Annotated in this window: 19 protein-coding genes and 1 tRNA gene; 11 read left to right on the plus strand and 9 right to left on the minus strand. The window is 49.1% G+C overall.

What is annotated here, in order from left to right:
* Positions 1-4: 4 nt before the first annotated feature.
* Complete coding sequence (locus tag RDO88_RS06365; protein ID WP_307758578.1) at positions 5-1,330, minus strand: TolC family protein; 1,326 nt, start codon at positions 1,328-1,330, stop codon at positions 5-7.
* Positions 1,311-1,739, minus strand: coding sequence for a MarR family transcriptional regulator (locus RDO88_RS06370; protein WP_307758579.1), 429 nt, complete (start codon positions 1,737-1,739; stop codon positions 1,311-1,313). The genes RDO88_RS06365 and RDO88_RS06370 overlap by 20 nt, the downstream gene beginning before the upstream one ends.
* A gap of 188 nt (positions 1,740-1,927) precedes the next feature.
* On the opposite strand from RDO88_RS06370, the gene RDO88_RS06375 reads away from it, so the two are divergent.
* Positions 1,928-2,302, plus strand: a complete 375-nt coding sequence (locus tag RDO88_RS06375) for a YccF domain-containing protein (RefSeq protein ID WP_307758580.1) — start codon at positions 1,928-1,930, stop codon at positions 2,300-2,302.
* Between the two features lie 95 nt (positions 2,303-2,397).
* On the opposite strand, the gene RDO88_RS06380 is transcribed toward RDO88_RS06375, so the two are convergent.
* Positions 2,398-2,526 carry a hypothetical protein gene (locus RDO88_RS06380; RefSeq protein ID WP_307758581.1) on the minus strand — a complete coding sequence of 43 codons (129 nt, stop codon included), beginning with the start codon at positions 2,524-2,526 and terminating at the stop codon, positions 2,398-2,400.
* Positions 2,527-2,752: 226 nt separating this feature from the next.
* On the opposite strand from RDO88_RS06380, the gene RDO88_RS06385 reads away from it, so the two are divergent.
* From RDO88_RS06385 to RDO88_RS06400, 4 genes are all read left to right on the plus strand, one after another.
* On the plus strand, positions 2,753-3,655 hold the full coding sequence (locus RDO88_RS06385; RefSeq protein ID WP_307758582.1) for a LytTR family transcriptional regulator DNA-binding domain-containing protein: 903 nt from the start codon (positions 2,753-2,755) through the stop codon (positions 3,653-3,655).
* Between the two features lie 144 nt (positions 3,656-3,799).
* A complete protein-coding gene (locus RDO88_RS06390) occupies positions 3,800-5,737 on the plus strand; it encodes a TonB-dependent receptor plug domain-containing protein (RefSeq protein WP_307758583.1) in 1,938 nt (645 codons plus the stop codon).
* Between the two features lie 187 nt (positions 5,738-5,924).
* Complete coding sequence (locus RDO88_RS06395; protein ID WP_374043908.1) at positions 5,925-6,332, plus strand: DUF2141 domain-containing protein; 408 nt, start codon at positions 5,925-5,927, stop codon at positions 6,330-6,332.
* A 121-nt stretch (positions 6,333-6,453) separates the two neighbouring features.
* A complete protein-coding gene (locus RDO88_RS06400; RefSeq protein WP_307758585.1) occupies positions 6,454-9,150 on the plus strand; it encodes a transglutaminase domain-containing protein in 2,697 nt (898 codons plus the stop codon).
* Between the two features lie 255 nt (positions 9,151-9,405).
* Here RDO88_RS06400 and RDO88_RS06405 read toward each other — a convergent pair whose 3' ends face one another.
* Positions 9,406-9,609 (minus strand): hypothetical protein, encoded by a 204-nt coding sequence (locus RDO88_RS06405; RefSeq protein ID WP_021847091.1) that lies wholly within the window; start codon positions 9,607-9,609, stop codon positions 9,406-9,408.
* A 211-nt stretch (positions 9,610-9,820) separates the two neighbouring features.
* On the opposite strand from RDO88_RS06405, the gene mtaB reads away from it, so the two are divergent.
* From mtaB to RDO88_RS06420, 3 genes are read left to right on the plus strand one after another with little or no spacing between them, the layout of a single operon-like run.
* Positions 9,821-11,137: a tRNA (N(6)-L-threonylcarbamoyladenosine(37)-C(2))-methylthiotransferase MtaB gene (gene mtaB, locus RDO88_RS06410; RefSeq protein WP_307758586.1), complete on the plus strand. Its 1,317-nt coding sequence runs from the start codon at positions 9,821-9,823 to the stop codon at positions 11,135-11,137.
* Entirely contained in the window at positions 11,134-12,036 is a 903-nt protein-coding gene (locus tag RDO88_RS06415; protein ID WP_307758587.1) for a lysophospholipid acyltransferase family protein, read from the plus strand. Before mtaB ends, RDO88_RS06415 begins: the two co-directional genes overlap by 4 nt.
* Positions 12,029-13,045 (plus strand): glycosyltransferase, encoded by a 1,017-nt coding sequence (locus RDO88_RS06420; RefSeq protein ID WP_307758588.1) that lies wholly within the window; start codon positions 12,029-12,031, stop codon positions 13,043-13,045. Before RDO88_RS06415 ends, RDO88_RS06420 begins: the two co-directional genes overlap by 8 nt.
* 7 nt (positions 13,046-13,052) lie before the next feature.
* Here the strand turns inward: RDO88_RS06420 and folB are convergent, their stop codons facing one another.
* The 4 genes from folB to RDO88_RS06440 all read right to left on the minus strand — a co-directional run bounded on the left by folB (position 13,053) and on the right by RDO88_RS06440 (position 15,369).
* Positions 13,053-13,412 (minus strand): dihydroneopterin aldolase, encoded by a 360-nt coding sequence (gene folB / locus RDO88_RS06425; RefSeq protein WP_307758589.1) that lies wholly within the window; start codon positions 13,410-13,412, stop codon positions 13,053-13,055.
* Between the two features lie 21 nt (positions 13,413-13,433).
* Positions 13,434-14,096, minus strand: a complete 663-nt coding sequence (ung, locus tag RDO88_RS06430) for a uracil-DNA glycosylase (protein WP_307758590.1) — start codon at positions 14,094-14,096, stop codon at positions 13,434-13,436.
* 114 nt (positions 14,097-14,210) lie between these two features.
* Entirely contained in the window at positions 14,211-15,248 is a 1,038-nt protein-coding gene (asnA, locus tag RDO88_RS06435; RefSeq protein WP_307758591.1) for an aspartate--ammonia ligase, read from the minus strand.
* The gene (locus RDO88_RS06440; protein WP_307758592.1) at positions 15,217-15,369 is read right to left on the minus strand and encodes a hypothetical protein; all 153 of its coding nucleotides are present in this window, start codon (positions 15,367-15,369) and stop codon (positions 15,217-15,219) included. Before RDO88_RS06440 ends, asnA begins: the two co-directional genes overlap by 32 nt.
* Before the next feature lie 105 nt (positions 15,370-15,474).
* On the opposite strand from RDO88_RS06440, the gene RDO88_RS06445 reads away from it, so the two are divergent.
* Positions 15,475-15,547 (plus strand) — tRNA-Arg (locus RDO88_RS06445).
* A gap of 56 nt (positions 15,548-15,603) precedes the next feature.
* On the opposite strand, the gene RDO88_RS06450 is transcribed toward RDO88_RS06445, so the two are convergent.
* Entirely contained in the window at positions 15,604-18,003 is a 2,400-nt protein-coding gene (locus RDO88_RS06450) for a glycoside hydrolase N-terminal domain-containing protein (protein ID WP_307758593.1), read from the minus strand.
* Between the two features lie 510 nt (positions 18,004-18,513).
* Here RDO88_RS06450 and RDO88_RS06455 point away from each other — a divergent pair.
* Positions 18,514-22,524, plus strand: coding sequence for a two-component regulator propeller domain-containing protein (locus RDO88_RS06455; RefSeq protein ID WP_307758594.1), 4,011 nt, complete (start codon positions 18,514-18,516; stop codon positions 22,522-22,524).
* Between the two features lie 306 nt (positions 22,525-22,830).
* On the plus strand, positions 22,831-26,223 hold the full coding sequence (locus RDO88_RS06460; protein ID WP_307758595.1) for a SusC/RagA family TonB-linked outer membrane protein: 3,393 nt from the start codon (positions 22,831-22,833) through the stop codon (positions 26,221-26,223).
* The last annotated feature ends 10 nt before the right edge of the window (positions 26,224-26,233 follow it).

Here is a 26,233-nt window from a genome sequence, read left to right on the forward strand (position 1 = left end):
TGGGTTACAATGCGCCCGAAGCCCGTTGTAGTTCATAATAGGTATATATTACTTGGGTACGGGCTGTGGTCAGTTGCAGTTCGGCATTGAGGCGCAGGTTGTCGGCGTCGAGCAGGTCGGTGAGAATGGCCAGCTGGTTCATGTATCGGTTTCGCATGATGCGGTAATTTTCTTCAGCTTGTTTCACCGACAGCTTCAGGGCTTCCACCCGATCGCAGGCTTCCTGATGTTTGAGCAGGGCGCTCTGTATGTTCATACGGATATGCTGTTGCTTCTGTTCCTCGGCATTGCGGGTCAGTAGTACGTTCTGTCGGGCCTCTTTCAGCCGGTGTCGGTTGGAGTAGAGCGACGACAGCGAATAGGTGAAGGACAGTCCGATATTCCAGCTGTTGTTGTACATGTCGGCCAGCGTGCGTGATACGGGGCGTGCCAGTGTGTTCGATGCAGTGAGTGACAACTGGGGCAGTTGTCCAGCACGGGTAAGGCGTACATTGTTTTCAGCCAGTTCCGTCTGTTTACGTAACAGAAGTACTGAAGGGTCGGAAATCAGGGCACGGTCTACATAGTCGGTGTAGGATGCCGTTACATAGTCTTGTGTGAGCATCGTAGTGTCGGGCATCAGTAACAAGTGCTCGTCTAATCCCAGCAGGATGTCCAGCTGTTGCGACACAATGCGGATATTGTTTTCGGTTTCTGTTACGGCCAGCCTGTCCTCGGTCAGTTGCATTTCGCTGCGCAGTACGTCGTTGTTGGTGATGATGCCTTCCGACTTCATGCGTCGGATGTCCTTCAGCCGGCGTTCCGATTCTTCGATATTGCGGTTCAATACCAGTCGCTGTTTGTAAAGACTGAACAGGTTGAGATATTGTGTCAGCAGGGTCATTTTGATGTCGGCCTCGTCTGCGGAGGTTTGCAGACGTGCCAGTTCCTGTTGCAAATCGGCCTGACGGATGGCATATCGGATTCTGCCCCCCTGATAAAGCGGTTGGCTGAAGTCGATGGCATAGTTCTGTTGCCAGTCGGGCGACTCAGGATGGGTAGGATTGCTCAGTCCCGTTTGCCAGACAATGGGTTGTCCCAGAAAGCCTCCACGTAGCCCTACGTTAATGTCAGGCAAGCGCGAGGTACGTGCGGTTCGGGTACGTTCGTCGGCCATCTGTTCTTTCAGGCGGTCGGCTGCCAGTTGTAGATGCTGTTGCGAGGCCTGGCTGAACAGTTGTTCTACGCTTAGGTACAGCGTATCGGTTTCCGCAGGTGTGGCATACAGGCCTGAAGAGTGGATGAGGCAGATAAAAAATATGATAATCAGGTTAATATGTCTCGATAGCATGTTGCAGATCTTTTAGCAATTTTTCGGTTTGCAGGAGTTGTTCTTTCCCCAGTATATTTTCCAACCGCTCGTAATAAGCGGCCAGTGTGGGTGCAATCCATTGGTGGAAGGCTTCTCCTTCTTCGGTCAGATACACCAGTTTGTTACGTCGGTCATTCGGATCTTCGCGTCGGCATACATATCCTTTCCGTTCCAGATTTCCCATCAGGCTTGTCAGACAGGCCTTGTCTTTGGAAGTCCGTTCAGCCAGGGTTTGCTGGCTGATGCCCTGTTCGCTCCAAAGGCAGCTCATCACTTGGAGCATTTCGAAGGTTATACCGGCTCCGCTGTTTTTCAGCAGGCGTTGCATGGCTTGTCGTGAAGCCATTCGGGTACGTATCAGTTGCAGGATGCAGTCTCTTGATGTCATAAACTCGCTTGTTTTTTCGGGCTGCAAAGGTAATGTTTTTTTCTTAATTAGTCAAATGTTTGACTAATTATCAGAATTTTGAGATGGAATTAATTCGGCTGTTCCTTTTTCTTTTTAGGTTGTAAGTCTTATCTTTGTACCATCTGCGTGCGAATGAAAATACAGTTATAACAATAATAATGAAGAATATGGGTTGTCTGATGAATCTTTTGTGGTTGCTGTTTGGAGGAATTCTGACGGCAGTGGAATATGTGTTGGCCAGCTTGTTACTGATGCTGACTGTGGTTGGTATCCCTTTTGGTATGCAGACACTGAAACTGGCTTCATTGGCTTTATGGCCTTTCGGTAAGGAAGTTCGCAGCGGTAGCCGTTCGGATGGTTGCTTGTATGTACTGATGAATGTCTTGTGGATTTTGCTTGGAGGAATTTGGATTTGTCTCTCTCATTTGCTTTTCGGAGCGTTTCTCTGTATTACCATTATCGGTATTCCCTTCGGTTTGCAGCACTTCAAGCTGGCTTCGGTAGCGTTGATGCCCTTTGGCAAGAATATAGTGGCTGCCTGAAGGTTTATAAGGTGTTTGAAAAACAAAAGAGAGTGCCTCTCTTGCGAGCATGCACTCTCTTTTTCTCATATTGTTTAAAGGGGTTGTTTACTAAGTTAAGCTTGCTTTGCAAGCAGTTTCTGAAGTTTGCCGTTCAAGGTTTGGCACATTGTACCGTTTCCCATTGTCTGATAACGTTTGATACGGTACTGCAACATCATAATTTCATTTACGTTTTTTTTCATAATCGTCTTGGTTTTGTGCTTCCCGCGTTTCGGAAAGCGGTTGTACATCTTTTCTTGTTTTCTCTCTTAATAACGCTGCAAAGATACGAATTGTTCTCGAAAAATATGTTCTATAACATAAAAATATTGTATTTCTTGCCTACTTTTACCTCGAAACACCTCTTTTTGTCACTTGCATGTTACAAAAAGATGACTACCTTTGTACGGTAATCCTAGGGGGAATGATATGAAAGCTCTATTCAATAAACTGGTAGTGTTGCTACGTAGTCCTTATCCCGAACTGAGGGCGCGATGGAAAACGGTAGTGATACCTTCACTGCTGGTATTCTTTATTCTTTATTTCCTTCAGCCTTTCGGTATTTCACGGATGGAAGGGAATAAATTTGTTGTGTTGGCGGGATATGCGGTGGTGTCATCGGTTATGCTGGCGGTATCGGTTTATGTGCTTCCGGCCTTGTTTCCTGCATGGTATCGGGAGGAACGGTGGACAGTGGGTAAGGAAATGCTCTCTACACTTTTGTTGTGCATGCTCATAACGTTGGGAAACTGGTGTTATACGGCAGGGGTATTCGGGATGGAGCTGAACTTGCGTTTGCTGGCCGTCTGTCTGTTCTGGATGGTGGTTATCGGGCCTTTCCCCATCGTGTTGTTCGTCATGTGGAACCGTAATCTGCAATTGCGGCATAACTTGCAGGAGGCTATCGGGATGAATGCCCGTCTGGCAGAAAGAATCTCTGCAGAAGTTCTGTCCGCATGTGAGGCGATGCGGGCAGGAGAAGAAATCCGTTTGGAGGGTGGAACGCGGGAATGCCTGACGATTGATGCCGGGCGCTTGCTCTATGCCGAGTCAGAGGGTAACTATGTACGGTTACACTACCTGACTTCGGAAGGAGGTCGGCCGGAGTCGAAGCTGCTTCGCCTCACACTGAAACAGACCGAAGAATCGTTTTCCAATTATGCCTATATAATAAGGTGTCACCGTGCCTATCTCGTCAATCTGCGACACGTGGCGAAAGTCACCGGCAATGCGCAGGGCTATCGGCTTCATCTGGAAGGATGCGGGAAGGAAGTGCCCGTTTCGCGAAGCTATGCCGCAACGGTAAAAAGGCTTTTAGGGAAGAACAGTTAGGCTTTGCTGTTCGTCCCAATTTCTTGCCGTTCATCCCACGGGGATGCGGTTGGTCACATATCCGGGTCGTCTGTCCCGGATATTTTTTTGCCTGTTCGTCTGTTCGTATTTTCGCTTCCGTCAAACGAAAGAAAAGCAGAAGTGATGAAACGAATTTACCTTATTCTGATGACCTGTTGTATCTTCATGCCGGTAGTGGCTGGCGCGCAGACAACGGTAACCGATACCATCTGCCTGACATTGGGCGAAAGATTGGTGACAGACAGTGTGCGGCTGGATGAAGTGCTGGTGAAACGCCGGCGTACACCGATGGCCAACAGCCGGTGGAGTGACCTGTCGCCTGTGGAGCTGGTCACGGTGGGTGGGGCGAACGGTGATCTTTATCGTGCGCTCCAGACCTTACCCGGCACCCAGATACAGGGTGAAACGGGCCGGTTGCTGGTGCGTGGAGGAGACGACAGCGAGACACAGACCTATATCGACGGTATGCATGTGCTGATGCCTTATACTTCGGTGGGTATCGGCGCCTCGGCCCGCAGCCGTTATTCCACCTTTATGTTCAGTGGCATCAATTTGGCTTCGGGCGGAGCTCCGCTGGAGTATGGCGGCGCGCTCTCGGCTGTCCTGCCGTTGGAAACGAAGGATTACAGCACCATCGACAAATTGGGGCTGAATGCATCCGTCGTAGGTATGGGCGGAGGAGGTACGCGTACGTTCGGCAAAGGATCGGTTTCGGTGGACCTGAATTATCAGAACATGGCTTTGCACAACCTGATTTATCCCGGTCGGAAGGATTTCGGCAGTCCTTATCAGCTGATGTCGGGAGCCACACAGCTGCGTTTTACGCCCGACTCTTCGACCGTAGCGAAGTTTTATGCCCAATACGACCGTACTGACTTCTCGACGTACGAGGGTGGCGAACGGCGTCTTTTCGGTTTGGATGAAAACAATGTCTACCTGAACGCTACGTTGCGCCGTACTGCAGCCAACGGATGGGAGTGGTTCGTCGGAGGAGCCTGGTCGTACAACTACCGTACGGTAAAGAATGCTGCCGTGGACGGCGACACTTGGTTGCAGCGTCAGCAGGAATGGCATCTGAAGGCCAAACTGGGCAAACGCCTGTCTCCGCTTTTTCGTGTGGATGGAGGAGCAGAGGCCTTTATCCGCAACTATACCGTCCGCTATTGTATGGAAACCATTGGAAAGGCGGAGGGGCAGGTGTCTCCATCGCTGGGTGCCGCATTTCTGTCTGCTGCCAGTTTCCCGTTGGAACGACTCAAGGCCGAAGCATCCATGCGGGCCGAGTACCGGTGGCAGAGTGAGGATGCGGAAGTGTCGCCCCGCTTGGCGTTGAGCTGGTATCAGGGTGACGTAGTACTGACGGCGGTCGTAGGGCGGTACACCCAACTTGCGGCAGACAGCTTGTTGATGAAACAGGACGAGCTGAAGCCGGCCGTGTGCTGGCAGTACAACGTTGGTGCTCAGTACAACCGTGACGGCCGTCTTGCCAAGGCAGAAGTTTATTACAAGAAATACAGCCGCCTGCCTTTGTGGGAAGCGACAAGTGCAGCCGGGATGAGGCTGACCTCCGGTGGTTATGGTTATAGTAAAGGTATAGACCTGTTCTGGTCGGACCGAACAACGCTGAAGAACTTTGAATATCAGTTGGCTTATACCTATAATATACCCCGGCGCAAGATGGAATACGATTCCGAACTTACCGTTCCCCAATACGCCACGCGTCACAACGCGTCTGTCGTTGTCAAGTGGGCATTTCCCCGCCTGCGTACCGTCTTGAGCCTGACCGACCGTTTCAGCAGCGGCCGTCCGTGGCACAACCCCGAGAGGCTCGGCCTGATGAACGATGAGGTGAAGCCCTACAACAGTCTTGACGTGGGGCTGACTTTCTTGCCTTCGAAGAAAGTTATCATCCACACCTCGGCCACTAACCTGTTGGGCCGCCGCAATGAATTCGGACGAGTGGCCGGCCGGCCTGTACTGGCTGCCTCGGACCGCTTCTTCTACATCGGTATTTTTGTTACGCTGGGGCGGCATGCCGCTTACGATGTGTCCAACTTCTGATGGCTCGCATCGGTTGTCATCGGGAGTTTCATCGGTTGAAACTCATGGTTTCATTGCTTGAAACTTGTGGTTTCATTGCCTGAAACCGACCATTACATTCCCGAATAATATCGAAATAAGGAAGGACTCCTCCTGTGAGATAGTTACTTATATGTTTAATCCGTAAAAGGAAAGAATGATGAAAACTCTGAAGACTCTTGTATGCCTGTTTGTCTTCCAAGGCTGGGCACATGCGCTCGATGCGCAGACACTGACCATCCGCGTTTGCGGTATCCCAAAGCCGGAAGGAACTCTCTATGTAGCGTTCTATAATTCCGAATCCGGCTTCCTGAAGAAACCTCTGACCGGCTTCCGTGTGGCTGTATCCGATACAGCAATAACCGTTCCTTGCCGTGGCCTTCCGGCAGGTGAATATGCTTTCTCGCTCTTTCAGGACATAAACGGTAACGGGCGGCTGGACACGGCTTCCTTCGGTATCCCGACAGAGAAGTATGCTTTCAGCAACGATGCCGAGGGAGTGATGGGGCCTCCTGCTTATGAGAAGTGTCGTTTTTGTTTTCGGAATGATACAACGATGGTCGTCCACATGCGTTGACGGCGGTGTCAGATGCCGGATGTATAAGCCTGCTTGTATCGAAAAGTGCCCATTGTCTGCTTTTCGGACTTGGTAGAATGGAAAACTTATTGTACATTTGTCCGTCAACAACTAATTGAATATGAAACATACCATCTGTCATTTCCTTTGTTTGGGCTGTCTGATGGCTTTGCTTGCGTCGTGCAGCAGCCGCAATGCCCACTTCATCAGTGATTCAACGTATCGTGCCCGTGTGGAGCAGGACTTCCAGCAGAAGCAGGCTATCATGCACAAGGGCAATCTGTTTGCCATCTTCGACACCGACCTGACGCTTTACGAGCGTGAGGCTCTGGAGTTTCTTTATGCTTACATGCCTTTGGCCGACATTACAGATTATGCCGGTGGGTTTCACCTGATGAATGTACAGGCTGCCTGCCGCGCTGCCGAAGAAATGCCTTGGGGACGGATGGTGCCCGAAGACCTGTTCCGTCATTTCGTTCTCCCTGTTCGGGTGAACAACGAACCGCTGGACAGTGCCCGTGTGGTGTTCTACGAAGAACTGAAGCCGCGTGTACAGAACCTCTCCATGCGTAACGCGGTTTTGGAGGTGAACCATTGGTGTCATGAAAAGGCTGTCTATCAGCCCAGCGATGCCCGTACCAGTTCGCCGCTGGCTACGGTCCGTACGGCATACGGACGTTGCGGCGAGGAATCGACCTTCCTGGTAGCGGCGCTGCGTTCAGTGGGTATTCCTGCACGTCAGGTCTATACGCCCCGTTGGGCGCATACCGACGACAACCATGCTTGGGTTGAGGCCTGGGCCGACGGCAAGTGGTACTTCCTCGGTGCCTGCGAACCCGAGCCGGTGCTCAACCTGGGATGGTTCAACGCGCCCGCCAGCCGTGGCATGCTGATGCACACCAAGGTGTTCGGCCGTTACGAAGGACCGGAAGAAGTGATGTCCGTTACCCCCAACTATACCGAAATCAACGTCATCGACAATTATGCTCCTACGGCTCAGGCTACCGTGACTGTGACCGATGAGGCCGGGAAGCCCGTCAGCGGAGCGCTGGTAGAGTTCAAGCTCTATAACTACGCCGAATTCTATACCGTGGCCCGCAAGCAGACCGATGCTTCGGGACAGACTTCGCTCACGGCCGGTAAGGGCGATATGCTGGTGTGGGCATCGAAAGACGGACGTTTCGGTTTCCAGAAACTCTCGTTTGGCAAGCAGGATACCCTGAGCGTAAAGCTCGACTGTCGTGATGGCGATCCTTTCGAGCTGGATTTGGATATCGTTCCGCCTGCTGAGTCGGCCAATCTGCCGGCCGTTACGCCTGAACAGCGTGCCGAGAACAACCGCCGTATGGCTGTAGAGGATTCTATCCGCAACGCCTATGTGGCTACGATGATGACGCCCGATGAAGCACAGGCCTGGGCAGCGTCGCAGAAAGGCCTGAGCGAAGCGGAACAACAGCGTGTGGCTGGCTATCTGGTTGCTTCGCGCGGCAATCATGCTGTCATCAAGGCACTTGTCACTTTTGCCTTGGAGCAAGGACAGGGTAGCCGGGCTGTAGAGTTGCTGGGAGCGGTGTCTGCCAAAGACTTGCGTGATGCCCGTTTCCCTATTCTGAAAGATCATTTGCTGAATACGGCTGCGGTTCTTTGTGAACGGAGCGTGGTATCGCTGTTGAATCCGCGTATTGCGACAGAAGAACTGACAGCCTATAAGTCATTCTTCCAGCAAGTCATTGACGGGCAGACAGCAGAAGACTATCTGCATCATCCGCAGAAGCTGGTGGACTGGTGTCGTGAGAATATCGTCCTGAACGATACGTTGAATTCGCAGCGTATCCCCATGTCGCCCGAAGGTGTGTGGAATGCCCGTATGGCCGACACGTATTCGCGTGATATCTTCTTTGTGGCTGTAGCCCGCAGTCTGGGTATTCCTGCCTGGATTGACGAAGTGACTGGTGCGGTATGCTATCTGGACTTGGCCAATCACCCTGAACTGAAGAACGGGAAACTTTATCATGTGGACTTCAATGAAGGTGGTGCACAGACAGTGTCGCCTTCGGGTAGTCTGGTGGCAACGTTCCAACCTACAAAGTTTATCGAAAATCCCAAATACTACAGCCATTTCACCCTGTCGCGTTGCGAGAACGGTGTACTTCGCCTGCAGAGCTACGACGAGAACGGTGCTTCATGGAACACCTTGCTGCGTACTCCCTTGCAGATGCCGGCCGGCTATTATGTCATGGTAAGCGGTACGCGTCTGGCCAGTGGCGGCGTGCTGGTGCACATGAGCGGCCTCAATGTCGAGGCTGGCAAGACGCTGACTACTGCCTTGAACATGCGCGAAAGCCAGAGCCAGATACAGGTGATAGGCAACTTCAATTCCGAATCCCTTTTTACACCCATCACTGACGGTGCAGTAGCCAATGATCCCATCAGCGTACTGACGGCTTGTGGTCGCGGTTATTTTGTAGTCGGTGTACTGGGAGTAGGGCAGGAACCCACCAATCATGCTCTGAAGGATATCGCCAAGCTGAACAAGGATTTGGAAAAGTGGGGCCGCAAGATGGTACTGCTCTTCCCCGATGAAGAAAAGTATGCCAAGTTCCGTCCGCAGGATTTCCCCGGTCTGCCCTCTACGGTTGTTTATGGCATCGACAGCCATGGCATTGCCTCTCAGATTATAAAGAACATGAAACTGAAGCATAAGGATATGCTGCCGGTGTTTGTAATAGCCGATACATTTAACCGGGTAGTGTTTGTTTCTCAGGGTTATACCATCGGTTTGGGTGAACAATTGATGCAGACTGTGAAAGGTCTGTAATCGCTCCCCCTGACACGGTGCTTTGTCAGGGTCCGACACAGTGCTTCCTCATCCCCTCATGCAGTGCTTCGTGAGGAGGTGAGGAAGCACTTCTTTATACCCTCATGAAGCACTTCGTGGTGGAGCGATGTTGTAGAGTATGGAGATGGAGGGGATATAAGGCGTAAGAATACGAACCGTATGGGCATAAAAAAAGTCTGGTGTGCTTTTGCACGTCAGACTTTCAATTCTCTCTGTGAGTTGTTGTCCTGAATATTATTCAGCTACAACAGCGCTGTCAGCTACTACAGTATCAGCTGCCTGAGCTGCTGCCTCGGCTGCGGCTGCTTCTACAGCTGCGATAGAGTCAGCGATACGGATAGAATCAGCTGCTGCTTGTTCAGCGTTAGCTGCTTTGTTACCACAAGATGCGAAAGATACTGCTACGATAGCTGCTGCCATCAAAACTAATTTTTTCATTTTCTTTTTACTTTAAAAAACGTAATACAATCAATTGCTTTATTAAAACGGCGCAAAGGTAGGGACTTTTTGGATATGTTGTTCTCGAAACCCCAACTTTTTTTATATTTTTTTTCGTAACGGGCCGTTTCTGTAGAGGGATGATGGGTAGGTTATGGAATATAGAATAATAATGTGTAACTTTGTACCCGATTCAAGTATTGTGTGACTTATGATTGATACCAGTATATTCCAGAATAAGACAGCGGTTTATTATACCCTGGGCTGTAAGTTGAACTTTTCGGAGACGTCTACCATCGGGAAGATGCTGCGTGAAGCGGGAGTACGTACAGCCCGTAAGGGAGAGAAGGCTGATATTTGTGTAGTGAACACTTGCTCGGTGACCGAAGTGGCCGACAAAAAATGCCGTCAGGCCATCCACCGGCTGGTGAAACAGCATCCGGGAGCTTTTGTGGTAGTGACGGGATGCTATGCGCAGCTGAAGCCTGATACGGTGGCCCACATCGAAGGTGTGGATGTGGTTTTGGGAGCCGAACAGAAGAAAGACCTTCTGCAATATTTGGGTAACTTGCAGAAACATGAGTCAGGCGAGGCCTTTACATCTGCCCTGAAAGATATCCGTTCGTTTGCCCCTTCGTGTTCGCGTGGTGACCGCACGCGTTTCTTCCTGAAGGTACAGGACGGTTGCGATTATTACTGTTCTTATTGTACCATCCCCTTTGCCCGCGGGCGCAGCCGTAACGGCAGCATCGCTTCACTGGTGGAACAGGCCCGGCAGGCGGCGGCCGAAGGTGGAAAGGAGATTGTGTTGACGGGAGTCAACATCGGAGACTTTGGCAAGACAACAGGTGAAACCTTCTTCGATCTGGTCAAGGCGTTGGACGAGGTGGAAGGCATCGAGCGCTATCGCATTTCTTCCATTGAACCCAATCTGCTGACTGATGAAATCATCGACTTCGTCTCTCGTTCCAAACGGTTTATGCCTCACTTCCACATACCTTTACAGTCGGGTTCCGATGCAGTGCTGAAGCTGATGCGCCGCCGGTACGACACGGCTTTGTTTGCTTCCAAGGTGCATAAAATCAAGGATGTGATGCCCGATGCCTTTATCGGTGTCGATGTCATTGTGGGTACGCGCGGCGAGACGGAGGAATATTTTGAAGAAGCCTGTCGTTTCATAGAGAGTCTGGACGTTACCCAGCTGCATGTATTCAGCTATTCGGAACGGCCGGGTACGCAGGCGTTGAAGATTGACCATGTGGTGGCGCCCGAAGAAAAGCATCGTCGCAGCCAGCGCTTGCTGGAACTTTCGGATGTGAAAACCAAAGCTTTTTATGAAAAGCACATCGGCCAATGTCTGCCGGTGCTGCTGGAGAAGTCGAAAGCCGGTATGCCCATGCATGGCTTTACGCCCAACTACATTCGGGTGGAAGTACCGCACGACGATTCTTTGGACAATTGTGTGGTCAAACTCCGCCTGAAAGAGTGGAATGAGGATGGTACGGCTTTGAAAGGAGAGTGGGTATGAAGCATCGGATTATCTACGGACTGACCTATGTGGGCATGTGGTTGCTGGCGTCGTTGCCTTTCAGGTTGCTCTATGTCCTTTCGGACGGACTCTATCTGCTGATGCGTCATGTATTCCATTACCGTCGGAAGGTGGTTCGTCAGAATTTGCGGAACGCTTTTCCCGAGAAACCGGCCGGGGAGTTGAGGGAGATTGAACGTAAATTCTACCATTACATTTGCGACTATATGCTCGAGGAGGTCAAGATGATGCGCATGTCGTTTCAGGAACTGACCCGGAGGATGGAGTATGTCAACAAGGAACTTTATCTGGAGATGATGGAGAAACGGGGAGGCATCGTGTTGCTCATTCCCCATTATGCCAACTTCGAGTGGATTACGGGCATGAGTTCCATCATGCGTGCGGAAGATGTACCGGTACAGGTGTACAAACCTTTGCGCAATCCCTATCTGGATGAATTGTTCCAGCGTATCCGTTCGAGGTTCGGCGGTTACAATGTGGCCAAGCATGCCACGGCGCGCGAGCTGGTGAAACTCCGCCGGGCCGGCAAGCGGATGGCCGTAGGGCTGATTACCGACCAGTCGCCCAATGTTGTCGAGGCCCATTATTGGACAACTTTCCTCAACCAGCAGACGGTTTTCATGGACGGGGCAGAACGGATAGCCAAGCTGATGGATTTTCCCGTCTTCTATTGTGACCTGCACCGTGTGGCTCGCGGATATTGTCGGGTGAATTTTGACCTGTTGGTAGAACATCCCAAGCAGACTGCCGACGGGGAGATTACTGAAATGTTTGCCCGCAGGCTGGAAAAGACCATCTGTGAGAATCCTCCTTACTGGTTCTGGTCACACAAACGCTGGAAACTGAAACCTGAAAACATTGTTTCCCATCATGGATAAGATAGCAGTAGTCATTCTGAACTGGAACGGATGTGATATGCTCCGTACTTTCCTGCCCTCGGTCGTAGCCTGTTCCGAGACCGACAGGACGGTGGTGTATGTGGCCGACAACGGCTCGACGGATGATTCGGTGAAGATGCTTCGGCAGGAGTTCCCTTCCGTGCGCCTTATACTTTTGGACAGGAATTATGGTTTTGCCGACGGTTACAATCAGGCTTTGCGTCGGGTGCAGGCCGAATATGCCGTTTTGCTCAATTCGGATGTCGAGGTGACCGACTGTTGGCTGCAACCCCTGGCCGACTACATGGATGCACATCCGGAAGTGGCTGCCTGCCAGCCCAAACTGCTAGGTTGGAGAGACAAACACTCTTTTGAATATGCCGGAGCTGCGGGAGGTTTCATCGACCGTTATGGCTATCCTTTCTGCCGGGGGCGCATTATGGGGGTAGTGGAGCAGGACCATGGACAATACGATACGGTAACACCAATCTTTTGGGCCACAGGCGCAGCCCTGTTCATCCGGCTGGAGGATTATTGGAAAGCCGGCGGGCTGGACGGGCGCTTTTTTGCCCACATGGAGGAGATTGATTTGTGCTGGCGCCTTCGTGCCCGTGGCCGGATGCTGGTTTGCGTGCCCCAGAGTGTAGTCTATCACGTGGGTGGCGCCACGCTGAAGAAAGAAAATCCCCGGAAGACGTTCCTCAACTTCCGCAACAATCTTCTGATGCTATATAAGAATCTGCCAGATAGCGAACTGGGCAGCGTGATGCGTGTTCGTTGGCTGCTCGACCAGGTGGCGGCACTGGTATTCCTGTTGAAGGGGCAGTGGCCCAATGCCTGTGCCGTCTGGCGTGCCCGTCGGGAGTTCTTTCGGCTTCGTCCGTCCTTCCGCTCTTCGCGTGAGGAAAACATGGAAAAAGCCTGCACTCCGGTTATTCCCGAACGTACAGGCTATAGTCTGCTGTTCCGCTATTATCTGAAGGGGAAAAAACGTTTTTCCGATTTGTAGGGATACCTCATCTTCCGGTATGCACTTCCACTCCTGCCGTTTCGATATCGGCTCCCATGGGCGGATTGCGTTTGGACAGAGTCAGGTCAATGTGTTCGATGCTGGGGAATTCACTGAACAGGCGACGGATGATGCGGCCTGCCACGTGTTCCAGCAGTTTGGACGGGATGTCCATCTCAGCCTTTACGGCTTGATGGATTTCCGCGTAGTCTACGGTATCCAATACATCGTCGCTGCCTATGGCACGGGTGATGTCGGTCTTCAGCCGTAGCGAAACGGTGTATTCATTGCCTACCTTTGTTTCCTGAGGGGCTACTCCGTGATAGGCATAGAAACGGAGGCCTTCGAGCAGGATATAACTTTCCATATACTTTTATATATAATAGGTTTACCAGACAATGGGAGTTTCACCGTGGGCTGTCAGATAGTCATTGGTACGGCTGAAGTGCTTGTTGCCGAAGAAACCGTTGTAGGCCGACAGGGGAGACGGATGAGCCGAAGTTAGCACCAGGTGGCGGTTGCGGTCGATGAAGGCACCTTTCCGTTGGGCGTATGCTCCCCAAAGGATGAATACCAGATGCTCTTTTTCTTCGGCCAGCAGGCGGATGGCCGCGTCGGTGAAGGTTTCCCAGCCATGATTCTGGTGCGAACCGGCCTGGTGGGCACGTACCGTAAGTGTAGCGTTCAGCAGGAGGACGCCTTGTTGTGCCCAGCGGGTCAGATTGCCGCTGGTAGGCATGTCGGTACCGATGTCACTTTTGATTTCCTTGAAGATGTTGACCAGCGAGGGCGGAAAAGCTACGCCGTCGTTCACCGAAAAACAGAGGCCGTGCGCCTGTCCCGGTCCGTGGTATGGGTCCTGGCCGATGATGACGACCTTAACCCGGTCGAAGGGACAGAGGTTGAAGGCATTGAATATCAGCTTTCCCGGCGGATATACAGGGCCCTTGGCATACTCTTCCCGCACGAAGTCGGTCAGTGTCTTGAAGTATTCTTTTTCAAATTCAGGTTGCAGGCGTTGTTTCCAGCTTTCTTCTATCTGAACATTCATGGTTTTCTATTTGCGCGTTATGGGTTAAACTTCAGCATACAAAATAACGCAGATTTCTGCACATAGGGAAACTTGTGTCCCTATATTTTGCAAAAATCTGCGTTTACTGAAGGTTTAAATGAGGTGTATGTCGTGTTTGCGGCATTCTTCGCGCATGCTTTCGGGCCAGATGCTGGCCTGTATTTCGCCGATGTGCGCCTTGCGGAGGTAGAACATACAGAGGCGCGACTGTCCGATACCGCCTCCGATGGACAAGGGCAGGGTGTCGTCCATCAGCCGTTTGTGGAAATAGAGCTCCAGACGCTTTTCTTCTCCGGTCAGTTTCAATTGTTTGAGCAGGGCCGTTTTGTCCACGCGGATACCCATGGACGAAAGTTCGATGCTGCGTTGCAGGGGCTCGTCCCACAGAAGCAGGTCGCCGTTCAGTCCCGGCAGGCCGTTCAGTCCTGGGGTGGTGTAGTCGTCATAGTCCGGAGCACGTCCGTCGTGCTTCTTTCCGTCGCCCAGTTCGCATCCGATACCTACGATAAATACGGCACCATACCGTTGGGTGATGGTATGTTCGCGTTCTTTGGGAGTGAGGTGGGGGTAAAGCTGGCGCAACTCCTCGGCGTGGATAAAGTGGAGCTTGTCCGGCAGGCAGGGCTTGATTTGGGGATACATTTCGTACACCATGTACTCCGTGCGTACCATGGCGGCATAGATACGGGTCACGATTTCCTTCAGAAAATCCACATTGCGGTCGGCGGCGGTGATGACACGTTCCCAGTCCCACTGGTCCACGTAGAGCGAATGCAGGTTGCCCAGTTCCTCGTCGGCGCGGATGGCGTTCATGTCCGTATAGATGCCGTAGCCCGGTTCGATGTTGTATTCGGCCAGCGTCAGGCGTTTCCACTTGGCCAGCGAGTGCACCACTTCGGCCTGTGCGTCGCCCAAGTCTTTGATGGGAAAAGAAACGGGACGTTCCACACCGTTCAGGTCGTCGTTGATACCCATGCCTTTCAGTACGAACAGCGGAGCCGTGACACGCCGTAGGCGGAGTTCCGACGACAGATTCATCTGGAAGAACTCTTTGATCTGTTTGATGCCCAGTTCGGTCTGCTTCAGGTCCAGCAGGGGTTTATAGTCTTTCGGGGTTATCAGGTAACTCATAGGATTTAGTTTTTAGCATGTTGTTAATTTGATTGGCAAATATAGATAAAATATTGATAGTTGTATTTGTTTTGCTGAATAAAATATCATTGTGCTTTGATATTCTTTCTTTTGTTTTCATTTTAATAGCTGTTTGAGTGTTTCCTGAAGCTGAAATATTCTTGAAAAAAAGCAGGCATATATTAGGAGAATGCTGATATTTTTTATACTTTTGCCTCGCAATTGAGGCCTGGTAGCTTAGTGAATAGAGCGTCAGATTCCGGTTCTGAAGGTCGTGGGTTTGAGTCCCACCCGGGTCACAAACAAAAAAATCCGCTGATTGTCAGCGGATTTTTTTTGTTTGTAGGGGGCTACGTTACTCGAATGTGGCCGTGTATTGACATCCTTTCTTCGTTTTGAAGGAAAAGACGTTGGGAGCAGTTTGGCGGAACTTGACCCCTTTCCCTTGTCCGTCGTTTATCTGTATCTTTTTTCCATTGGGGCATTTGATGCTGCATGCTTCTCCTGCATTCGACAAGATGGTCATTTGCTCTAGCTGTCCGTTGCTCCAGCTGGCAGAAACTTCAAAATTGCCGCGTGCCTTCAGGCCCTTGAACTGGCCTTTTTGCCATGCTTCGGGTATGGCAGGCAGGGCCTCGATGTATCCTTCGTGGCTTTGCAACAGCATTTCGGCCACTCCTGCCGTGCCTCCAAAGTTGGCGTCTATCTGGAAGGGAGGACATACGCCCCACAAATTTTCCATAATGCCTTTGGTCAGGATGTTGCGGTAGAGCTGATAGGCCTTTTCGCCGTTCTTGGCCCGTGCCCAAAGGGTCAGTCTGTGTGCCATGGCCCAGCCGGTAGACTGGTCACCGCGTTCCTTCAGTGTAACCTTGGCGGCCTCCATCCATTCGGGGGTGGTGGCGTTGATGCTTGTGCCGGGATACAAGGCACAGAGGTGGGAAATGTGGCGGTGGCGGTATTCTCCGATATCACCGTACTTTTTCTCTTCCCTAAACTCCTTGATCTGGCCGGACTCGCCGATGGGGAATGCGTCCAGTTTCCCGATCTGTTCTCTGACAGTCTCGAGGAAGGGATCCTTGGCTTTCAGAATGGACGCGGCCTTCAGCAGGTCCTGATAGGTTTCACGTATCATACTCTGGTCGAAGGTACATCCCAATGCCTTGAAGTAGGTCCCCTTGTGTCTTTGTTCGGGAGAGAACGACGGATAGACCAGCAGTTTGCCGTCGGGTTGGGCAACAAGGGTTCTGGACAGGAACTTGGCCATGCCGAGCAGGGCGGGATAGACGTGCTCCTTCAGTATCTGCCTGTCGCGGGTGTAGTCGTAATAGTCCCAGAAAAGTTTGGCCGTAAATCCGCCGGTACCGGGTCCCGAATGTCCTCCGGGGCCTTCGATGCCGAATGCCGTCGCTCCTGTTCCGATGGTCCATCCGTTTTCCTCGGCTATGGGCGACAGGGCTTGCGGATTGTTCTTGCGGAGATACTCGGCCGCCTTGCCTGTAGCTGCCTTGCGGAAGGCTTCGTTGTACTTCAGGTAGGCTTCGAAAGTTTCGGCCAGGTTGGTGACGAAAGCCGGCCAGTAGTTCATCTGTACATTGACGTTGTGCCAGTATCCGCCCGACCAGGGAGCGAATTCGTATTGGTTCCACACGCCTTGCAGGTTGGCGGGCAACGTCTGGGGGCGCGACGAGGCTATCAGCAGGTAACGGCCGTATTGGAAAAACAGCTCCTCCAGATAGGGCGAAGGTTTGCCTTTCCGATAGTTATCCAGCAATGTGTTTGTGGGTACAGACAAGGCGGCCTGTTCGGTCAGCTTCAAGTCCACCCGTCCGAACAGACGGCGGTAGTCGGCCATGTGCTCCTGTAGCAGACGTTCATATCCTTTTTGCGAGGCCGTTGCGATGCGGGCCGATACCGCTTCGTGGGGATGCGGATTGCCTTTGAACTTTTCGGCATTGGGGCGCAGGAAAACGTCCTCTTTCAGCTGGTAGGCGGTCGATGCGGTCAGATAGAGCACTGCGCTGTCCGCACGTTCCACTTCGATGCATCCGTTTCCTTGTTCGTCCGTATGGCAAGTCTGCCTGCCGCCGAAGTTTATCACCTTGATTTGGCCTTCGTAGTCCAGGTCAAAATACTGTATGTTCCCCTTCAGGGTGATGAGGCTGTCCCGGGCTTCGATGTTGCCGCTCCGTCCGTTGCCTTCCTCGTCGTTGGGATGGAGGTAAGGTAGTTCAGGCCGCAGGCCGAATGTCAGTTGCCCCGGCTTGTCGGCCTTCAGCTTGATGGCGATGACGTTGTCCGGATAGTTGGCAAAGTATTCGCGGGTATAGTTCGTCCCGTTGTACTCGTAGCGGACGGAAGCCACACCGCGGTCGATGTCGAGTTCGCGTCGGTAGTTCTTGGCATAGTGGTGGCGGAAGTCCAGATAGATTTCGGCAAAGTTGGTAAATCCTCCCATGTTATAGGCTCCTCTGTTGCCCAGTGTCTTTTCCGAAAGTTGCAGGCGTTCGGTGTCCGTCCGTCCGAAGATGCAGAGTCCCATGTATCCGTTTCCGATGGGGAGCGACCATCGTTCCCAGTCTTCATCGTAGGGATATCCGCGGGAGACAATCCGACTGAAGTCGCCTCCTCGGTTATAGGCCGGCCGGTTGTACCACAACACGTAAGGTTTGTTCGTTTCCATGCTTTGCGCAGGAAGGCTGCTGAGTAGGAGAAGCAGATACAGTGTCAGGCTTCTCGGGCTGAATCGTTTCATGGTTGTTTGTATCAGTTAAGTTGTTGAATTGCATACAAAGGTATATAAGTTTGGAACAGGATGTGCCTTGCGGAGGCGTTTGTTTCGCTTCGTGTACGATAAGTGCACCAAATCGTACGGAGCAGTCCCTTCGTCCGTATAAGGAATGTTGCATGAAAGTGCTTGCCGGATTGTTGTTCCCTCCGCTTTAAGGACAGGTTTTCTCTTACTGTATTTTATATCTTGGCTGCTCAGATGTATATCTTAGCTGCCAAGATGTGTATCTGAGCACGCAAGATGTACATCTTAGCGGCTAAGATATAGTTTTTCTTTAGGGATAGGCTGTTTTTCAGGTAGAGAAAGGGAAAAAAACAATATGAGAAAGGTTGGATTATTGTCTGACTCTAATTTTGTAAAGAGGTATGGGAAGAAAGAAATTTGGTTGAAAACATGCGGTTTCCTTTCAGTTTTGTTTGTGAAATGAAAGCAGTTTTATATTTTTGCTCAACCAAACTAAAATGACTGTTGCTGATGCTGAAGCTGAAAAGCTGTTTTTTGTTTTTGTTACTGCTCATCGGGACCTGTGCTTATGGCCAGTATTTCAAGAAGATAGGCATGAACGACGGATTGTCCAATCTGTCTGTGATGTCTATTTGTCAGGATACGCTGGGACGTATGTGGTTCGGAACAATGGAAGGTATTAATATTTATGACGGGACGAAAATTGATAAGATAAAGTTTTGCGAGGTTCCTTCAGCACAAGGCAGAGAACGCAAATTTATAAATGGAAACATCGATCAGATATTGAAGGATAAGCATGGAAAAATGTTTGTGCGAAATAATTTTTCTCTGTTTGAATATGATGTTTTTAAGGAAGAATTTCAGGAAGTACGAGCTAATGATGTGAGGACTATTACATTGGTGGACGACCAACTTTGTGGAGTAGTAAAGGATTCATTGGGTTTCTATGATGTACAAAACAAACATTGGAATTTCAAGCAAAGATTGGAAATACCTAGCGTGACCTGTATGCAACAATTGGCCGAAAAATTGTATATCGGTACGATGAAAGGGTTGTATCTTTGGTCACAGGAACAACTGGTTTGCGTATTGCCCGATGTGGAAATTTTCCGATTGTTTGCCAGTAGCAAAGGGGAATTATGGATTGCCTCACGAATGGATGGGCTGTTTCGGATAAACAGTGATGGAAAACTATATCGGGAGGAGATATCCTCATCAAGGGTTGTCAGCGGGCAAATACGTGAATTTGTTGAAGATAGCCAGCAGAATATTTGGTTCGGTACATTTGATGGTTTGCAGGTATACAATCCTTTTGAAGATTCCTATAAGGTATATAGGCCGGGCATTTATCTGGGACAGTTGGAGCATGAGTCGGTCTTCTCTCTCTATTGCGACAAGCAGGGAACCATTTGGGTGGGTACTTATTATGGCGGTGTCAATTATTTCAATCTGGAATCTGATCTGTTCACCTATTATCACCCTCATCACATACAGAATGGTAAATGTTTGAATTTTCCTATTGTGGGGCAGATTGTGGAGGATGATGAGCGGAATCTGTGGATTGCTACAGATGGAGGAGGTGTTAACAAGTTCGATCGCCAAAAAAAGTTGTTTTCATATTTTGAGGCAACAGGAGGTAACTCAATTTTGCATGATAATATCAAGGCTTTAGCATATGCCCCTGATTTTGATAATCTGTTTATAGGTACTTATACAGGAGGATTGAGCCGCTATGATAAACGTACTGGGCGTTTTTATAATTATCTTCCTCAATATAGAGAAAAAGGAACAGGGCCGGATGGAAGCATTTATTGTTGTTTATATAGGAATGGTTATTTGTATGTATCAGCACATAATGGCTTTTGGCAGTTGGATGTGAAAACAGAACAGTTTACGTTGATTAGCAATCGATATTTATTTCAAAATTTTGCGATAGACAAAGAAGGCAATGTATGGTTGGCTGCTGGTAGTACTCTGTTCTTGTGGGAACCCGAGCGCAAAACGCTTAAGGAACAGAAATATGCAGAGAAAGGAATTTCTAAGAATGTAAAGATTACCAAAATTTTGTCAACTAAAGACGGAACCATCTATTTTTCGACTTTGGGTGCCGGAGTCTTTTCCTACGACAGTACGACAGACAGTATCCGTCATTATACTTCAGCCAAGGACGGTCTGCTGAGTGATTATTGTTATAATCTGGCAGAAACTCCGATGAATAACATTCTGATAACCAATGATAGGGGAATATCCATTTATTCTCCGTTCAACGGTACGGTTCGTTCCGTTGAGTTGAGGAGTGAGAAGGGAATGATTTCTGCGGTTTCCGAGGGAGGGGGAATCTGTGTCGCGTCGGACGACCGTATATATATAGGTGGGGTGGACGGAATGATTTCGTTCAGCGAGCGCGAACTGTATGAAGTCTACAACGCTGACGCCAATTTCTATTTTTCGTCCTTGCAGGTGAACAATAAACTTGTACGCCCGCATGATTCTCATCATATATTGGATGTAGCCTTGCCTTTTACGCGTAAACTCGATTTGGCCTACAATCAGAACAATCTGGCCTTGACCTTTGCCAATTCCAACTACATTGCATTGGATCGCACCACGGCCTACCAGTATATGCTGGAGGGATTTGATGACGATTGGATTTCTACCGACCAATATAGTTTGAGCTATACCAATCTTTCTCCAGGCAATTATGTTCTAAAGGTTCGTGAAACAGGAAACAAGCTGAGTGACGCTTATAATAAAGAGATAGCGTTGGAGATTTGTATACACCGTCCCTGGTTTGCCACGTTTTGGGCCTATCTCTGCTATCTGTTGATTGTGTCGGGGATACTCTATGGATTCTGGCGTATCCGTCGCGCACGCCATCTGCTGGCCGTTTCGCTGGAGAATGAAAAGATTGAAAAAGAACGGATTGAAGAAGTCAACAAGATGAAACTCCGTTTCTTTACCAATATATCGCATGAATTCCGTACTCCGCTTACGCTGATTATCGGACAGATTGAATTGCTCATGCAGAGTGACAAATTCTCGTCGGCCGTGCTTCGGAAATTGGAGAGTGTCCATCGGAATGCTGTTCATTTGCGCTTCCTGATTACAGAACTGCTGGATTTCAGGAAACAGGAACAGGGATTCTTGAAACTGAAGGTGGAATGTCGGGATGTGGTGGCTTTGGCCAGGGAAGTTTATGCTTCCTTTGAGGAGTTGGCTGGCAACCGGCGTATCAGTTATTCATTCGAAAGTGTTGACGAAGAGTTGCTTTTGTGGTTCGATCCTGTTCAGATGCAGAAGGTGTTCTATAACTTGCTTTCCAATGCATTCAAGTATACGGAAGATGGTGGAACTATCAAAATGTACATCCGCCGCTTGCGTCAGTTTGTTGAAATCGGTGTGGCCGATACAGGGTGTGGCATTCCTCAGGAGGCTCTTTCATTAATCTTTGAGCGTTTCTATCAGGTGGATGGAGGTCAGAGAAGCGGCATGCAGGGTAGTGGAATCGGCCTGGCCTTTACCAAAAGTATCGTGGAAGCTCATAAGGGAGAAATTGATGTGGATAGTACGGTAGGAAAAGGAAGCTGTTTCAAGATACATTTATTGATGGGTAATGGGCATTTTTCGGCTGAAGAGTTGGAACATGCTCCGGCTGTCTTGTCGGGTATGGACTGGCAGAAACCTGCTGCCCTCTCCGATAAGGCTGAAGCAGACGAACCCGTGAACGATGTTCTGGCAGATGAGGATGCTTCTTCCCGTCCTGTGGTACTCTTGGTGGAAGATGACGAGGAAGTATTGGATATGTTGGTCGGAATCTTCTCGCCTGCCTATCAGGTGCATCAGGCTACCGACGGGCAGAAAGGATTGGAAATGGCTGGCGAGCTGCATCCGGATCTTATTGTGAGTGATGTGATGATGCCGGTTATGTCGGGAAAAGAAATGTGTTATAAGATAAAGAACAATTTGGAGTTGGCCTATATTCCGGTTGTGTTGTTGACGGCCCAGGCATCCGAAGACCATACCATTGAGGGGTATATGTTTGGTGCGGACGACTATATTGTGAAGCCTTTTAATGTAAAGTTGTTGTTGACGCGTTGCCGGAACTTGTTGAACAGTCGGAAAATGCTGTTGAAGCGTGAAAGTTCTGCCGTTAATGTAGCGGTACAGGATGCGCCGGGACTTTCGTCTGCTGATCAGGCTCTGCTTGATCAGGTCACTGAGGCCATTCGGCGTCATTTCGACAATCCGGATTTTGACATGAGCCTTTTGGCTTCCGAATTGAATATGGGGCGTAGCAAGATGTTTGCCCGTATCAAGGAAATCACCGGCCTGACTCCCAATGAATATACGTTGAAAATCAAACTGACTGAAGCTTTGCGAATGTTGCAGGAGGAACCTCAGTTCAACATTTCCGAGATTTCCTACAGTCTGGGCTTTACTTCTCCCCGTTACTTCAGCCGATGCTTCAAGGCATTCTACGGCGTTTCTCCTCAAAGTTATCGGAAGAAGAACGAAGAATAAGACGTCCCTTGTTTGTTTTTGGGAAGAATATTCGATAAGGCATCCATTGGCAGGATGCCTTTTTTGTTCATATACCTTTGTATCTGATAACACTCGGTAGACAAACAGTATCGCAACTGGTGTGCAGTATGGGTACAAATCATCCGAAAAGGTGCACAAATCGTATTCTGCACGATTTGTGCCTATTCTTGCGACTTCTTGTTCAGGTGGGCTTTACTTAAAAAAGCTTATTTTGCGACATGTTATTTTGATTGTTGCAAACGAATCAAATACTTCAATTTTCAATTTACACTAAAATTTAAATTTATGAAAAATTCAACATTCAGGCAGTTGGCATGCAGATGTGTCGTATTGCTATTGGCGTCCTGGGTGTGCGGCGTGTCAGATGTAGGCATGTTGCGTGCACAGACTGAGTACATTACAGTGACAGGACAAGTTTTGGACAAAACCTTTGGTGACCCGTTGATTGGTGCTTCTGTAGTAGAGAAGGGTACAACGAATGGTATGGCTACCGATTTGAATGGTAACTTTAACTTAAAAGTAAAATCGGATGCTACAATTGAAATTTCCTTGATTGGTTATAAGACAGTAACTTTCAAGGCTTCTGCGGAAAAAAAGACGATCGTGATGGAAGAAGACAATGAAATGTTGGATGAAGTCGTTGTCGTAGGTTATGGTGTTCAAAAGAAAGTGAACTTGACAGGTTCTGTTTCAGCCGTAGGATCTGAAAAAATAGCCAATCGTCCTGTGATGAACGTAACGCAGGCTTTGACCGGCGTGGCTCCGGGTGTTCGTGTAACGCAAGGTAGCGGTGCGCCTGGTGACGAAAAAATGTCTATCCAAGTGCGTGGTCAGGGTTCGTTCAACAATAGTAGCCCGTTGATTCTGGTAGACGGTGTGGTAGCTGATATGGCCCCTTTGAACTCTGATGATATTGAAAGTATCTCTATTTTGAAGGATGCCAGTGCAGCGGCTATCTACGGTTCCCGTGCAGCAAACGGTGTCATTTTGGTTACAACTAAGAAAGGAAAACGTGAAGAAAAGCCTCAAGTAACATTGACAGCTATGTTTGCTTCGGAAAAACCTGTGACAGACTTTAGCTTGATGTCAAGTTCTGCAGATTTTATGGAACTACATAACATTGCCAAATTTAATGCTAATCCCAATGTCTCAGACCCAGACTATAGTTATGCAAGTATTGAAGAATGGCGTGCGGCTGATGCCAATCCGAATGGCATCTATACGGATCCTGTAACAGGAAACCAGATCCCCAACTGGTTGGCTTATCCGAACACCGACTGGGCACAGTACCTGTTCCAACCTTCATTCTATCAAAGATACGGTGTAAGTGTAAGTGGTGGTAGTAAGAATACCACTTATCTGCTTTCATTGGGCTATCAGGACAATCCAGGTACTTTGGACAATACGGCTATGCAGCGTTTTAACATACGTGCCAATGTGGAAACCAAAGTGGCCGATATCATCACTTTTGGTACTCAGACGTATGCAACGAAGGAATTTAAAGATCCAGGTGATACTTCTATGACTTTTTTGCTTCAGGCTTGGCCCGGAGTGACCCCTATGTATGACGGGAAATATGGAGCTAGTGAACATCATGAAGCCAATTCAAGTAATATATTACGTTCTGTCGCAGCGCAGGGTGGACAAAATACATACACTCGTTTGAACACAACTTGGTATACCAATGTGGAACTTCCGTTGAAAGGACTGGTCGCTGAAGCCAAGTTCAATTATAGTCAGTATATGCGTCACGATGAGCATTATTCAAAAAATTTGCCGATGTATAGTTTCCGTGAAAGCTTTGATACACCCAAAGAAGGTGAAGGAGTGCTTGATCAGGCTACGACGTATCGTTACTATTATGAATCGACGAGCTATACAGCCGATTTGTTGCTTCGCTATAACAATACATTTGGTAAACACGATGTAGGTGGTTTGTTCGGTTATGAACAATATCGTGCAGAAACGACCGGTTTCAGTGCAACCAAGAAGGGGCTGATGGATTGGGGAGTAACGGATATTACTTCGGGGGCTGAGATGGAAAGTATTGGTGGTGATGCCAAGTCGGTCAATGCCATGTTGTCTTATTTCGGTCGTGTGAACTATGCATACGATGGCAAATACTTGCTAGAAGCCAATTTCCGTTCGGATGCCTCTTCTAAGTTTGCACCGGGGCATCGTGGAAGTTTCTTCCCCTCTTTCTCAGCTGCATGGCGTATGAGTGAGGAATCTTTCTTTGAGCCGATTAAAGATAAAGTGAATTATTTGAAGATTAGAGCTTCTTACGGTTCTTTGGGCAATACTGTAGGTGGAAATTATGACTGGCAGGCTCTTTATAAGAAAGTGAACAATGTGTTTAATGAACAAGTGATGAATGGTTTGGTGCAGTCTTCCATTCAAAATTTGGCTCTCTCTTGGGAAAAGGTGACTACTTACAATGTGGGATTGGAAGCTTCTTTCCTGAACCAGCGTTTGACGGCTGAAGCTGATTACTACATGCGTCGTACTTCTGATATTTTGACAAATTCCATTATATATAAGACAATGGGTAGCATTTCAGCACCGATGTCTAATACGGCTAGTCTGAACAACCAGGGTTTTGAACTGACATTGGGTTGGAATGACAAAGTGGGGGACTTCCGTTATGGGGTAAGTCTTAATATGTCTTACAACAAAAATAAAGTAACCGATTTTAAGGGCGCATTGCAATATGAGTTGGATGAGACTACGTTAGATATCTGGGGTAATCCCACCTGGCGTTATACGAACTTGGCCGACGTATCGACCGGTGGTGATACTCGTCGTGTAGAAGGCCATATGATTGATGAATACTTCCTGCGTCGTCCTTACAGCGGTGACGGAACATACAAGTTTGCCGATGGTAAGGTAAATCCGAACGGCGGTCCGAAGGATGGTATGATCCGTACAAAGGCCGACCTCGATTGGGTAGCTGCTATGATGGCTGAGGGTTATACTTTTAACAATAACCTGAAGCAGATTGGTCCCGACGGTTCAAATTTGTGGTATGGTGATTTGATCATGGCTGACCTCAACGGTGACGGTAAATATGGTAACGATGACGACCGTGAATTTACTGGTAAGAGTGCTACACCGAAAGTTATTTTAGGTTTGAATATCAATGCCGAATGGAAGGGATTTGACCTGAACATGATTTGGTCCGGCCGTTTCGGTAGCTATCATTATATCAATAGTAAAGGTGCTAACGGCTCTTTGATTACTCATACAGGTGACCAATTGCCCGGTGATGCTTGGAGCCGTTATTATTTCTATGACTCGGAAGCAGCTTATCAGGGAATTATCCGGAATGAGGAGGGTGTTATCATCGGTTCCAGTTACGACCCGGCTGCCGATCCCAATGCTAAAATTTATAACAAATATCCTCGTCTGCTGAGTTCGGGTGGTACCACTCCTTCAAATACGTTCTACTTGTACAATACGTCGTTTATGAAGTTGAAGTCTCTGCAGATTGGTTATACATTGCCTAAGAAATGGTTGGCTCCTGCCAAAATCAGTAACATGCGTGTATTTGTGTCAGGTGAGAATCTGTTGACCATTTGCTCGAAAGATTTCCCCGGTGTGGATCCTGAATTAGGTGGCTCTTTAGCTATATATCCGTTGGCCAGAATGTTTTCGGGTGGTATTTCTGTTACTTTCTAATACTTTTTAA

This window comes from uncultured Mediterranea sp. (genome assembly GCF_902493215.1).
Classification (GTDB): Bacteria; Bacteroidota; Bacteroidia; order Bacteroidales; family Bacteroidaceae; genus Bacteroides.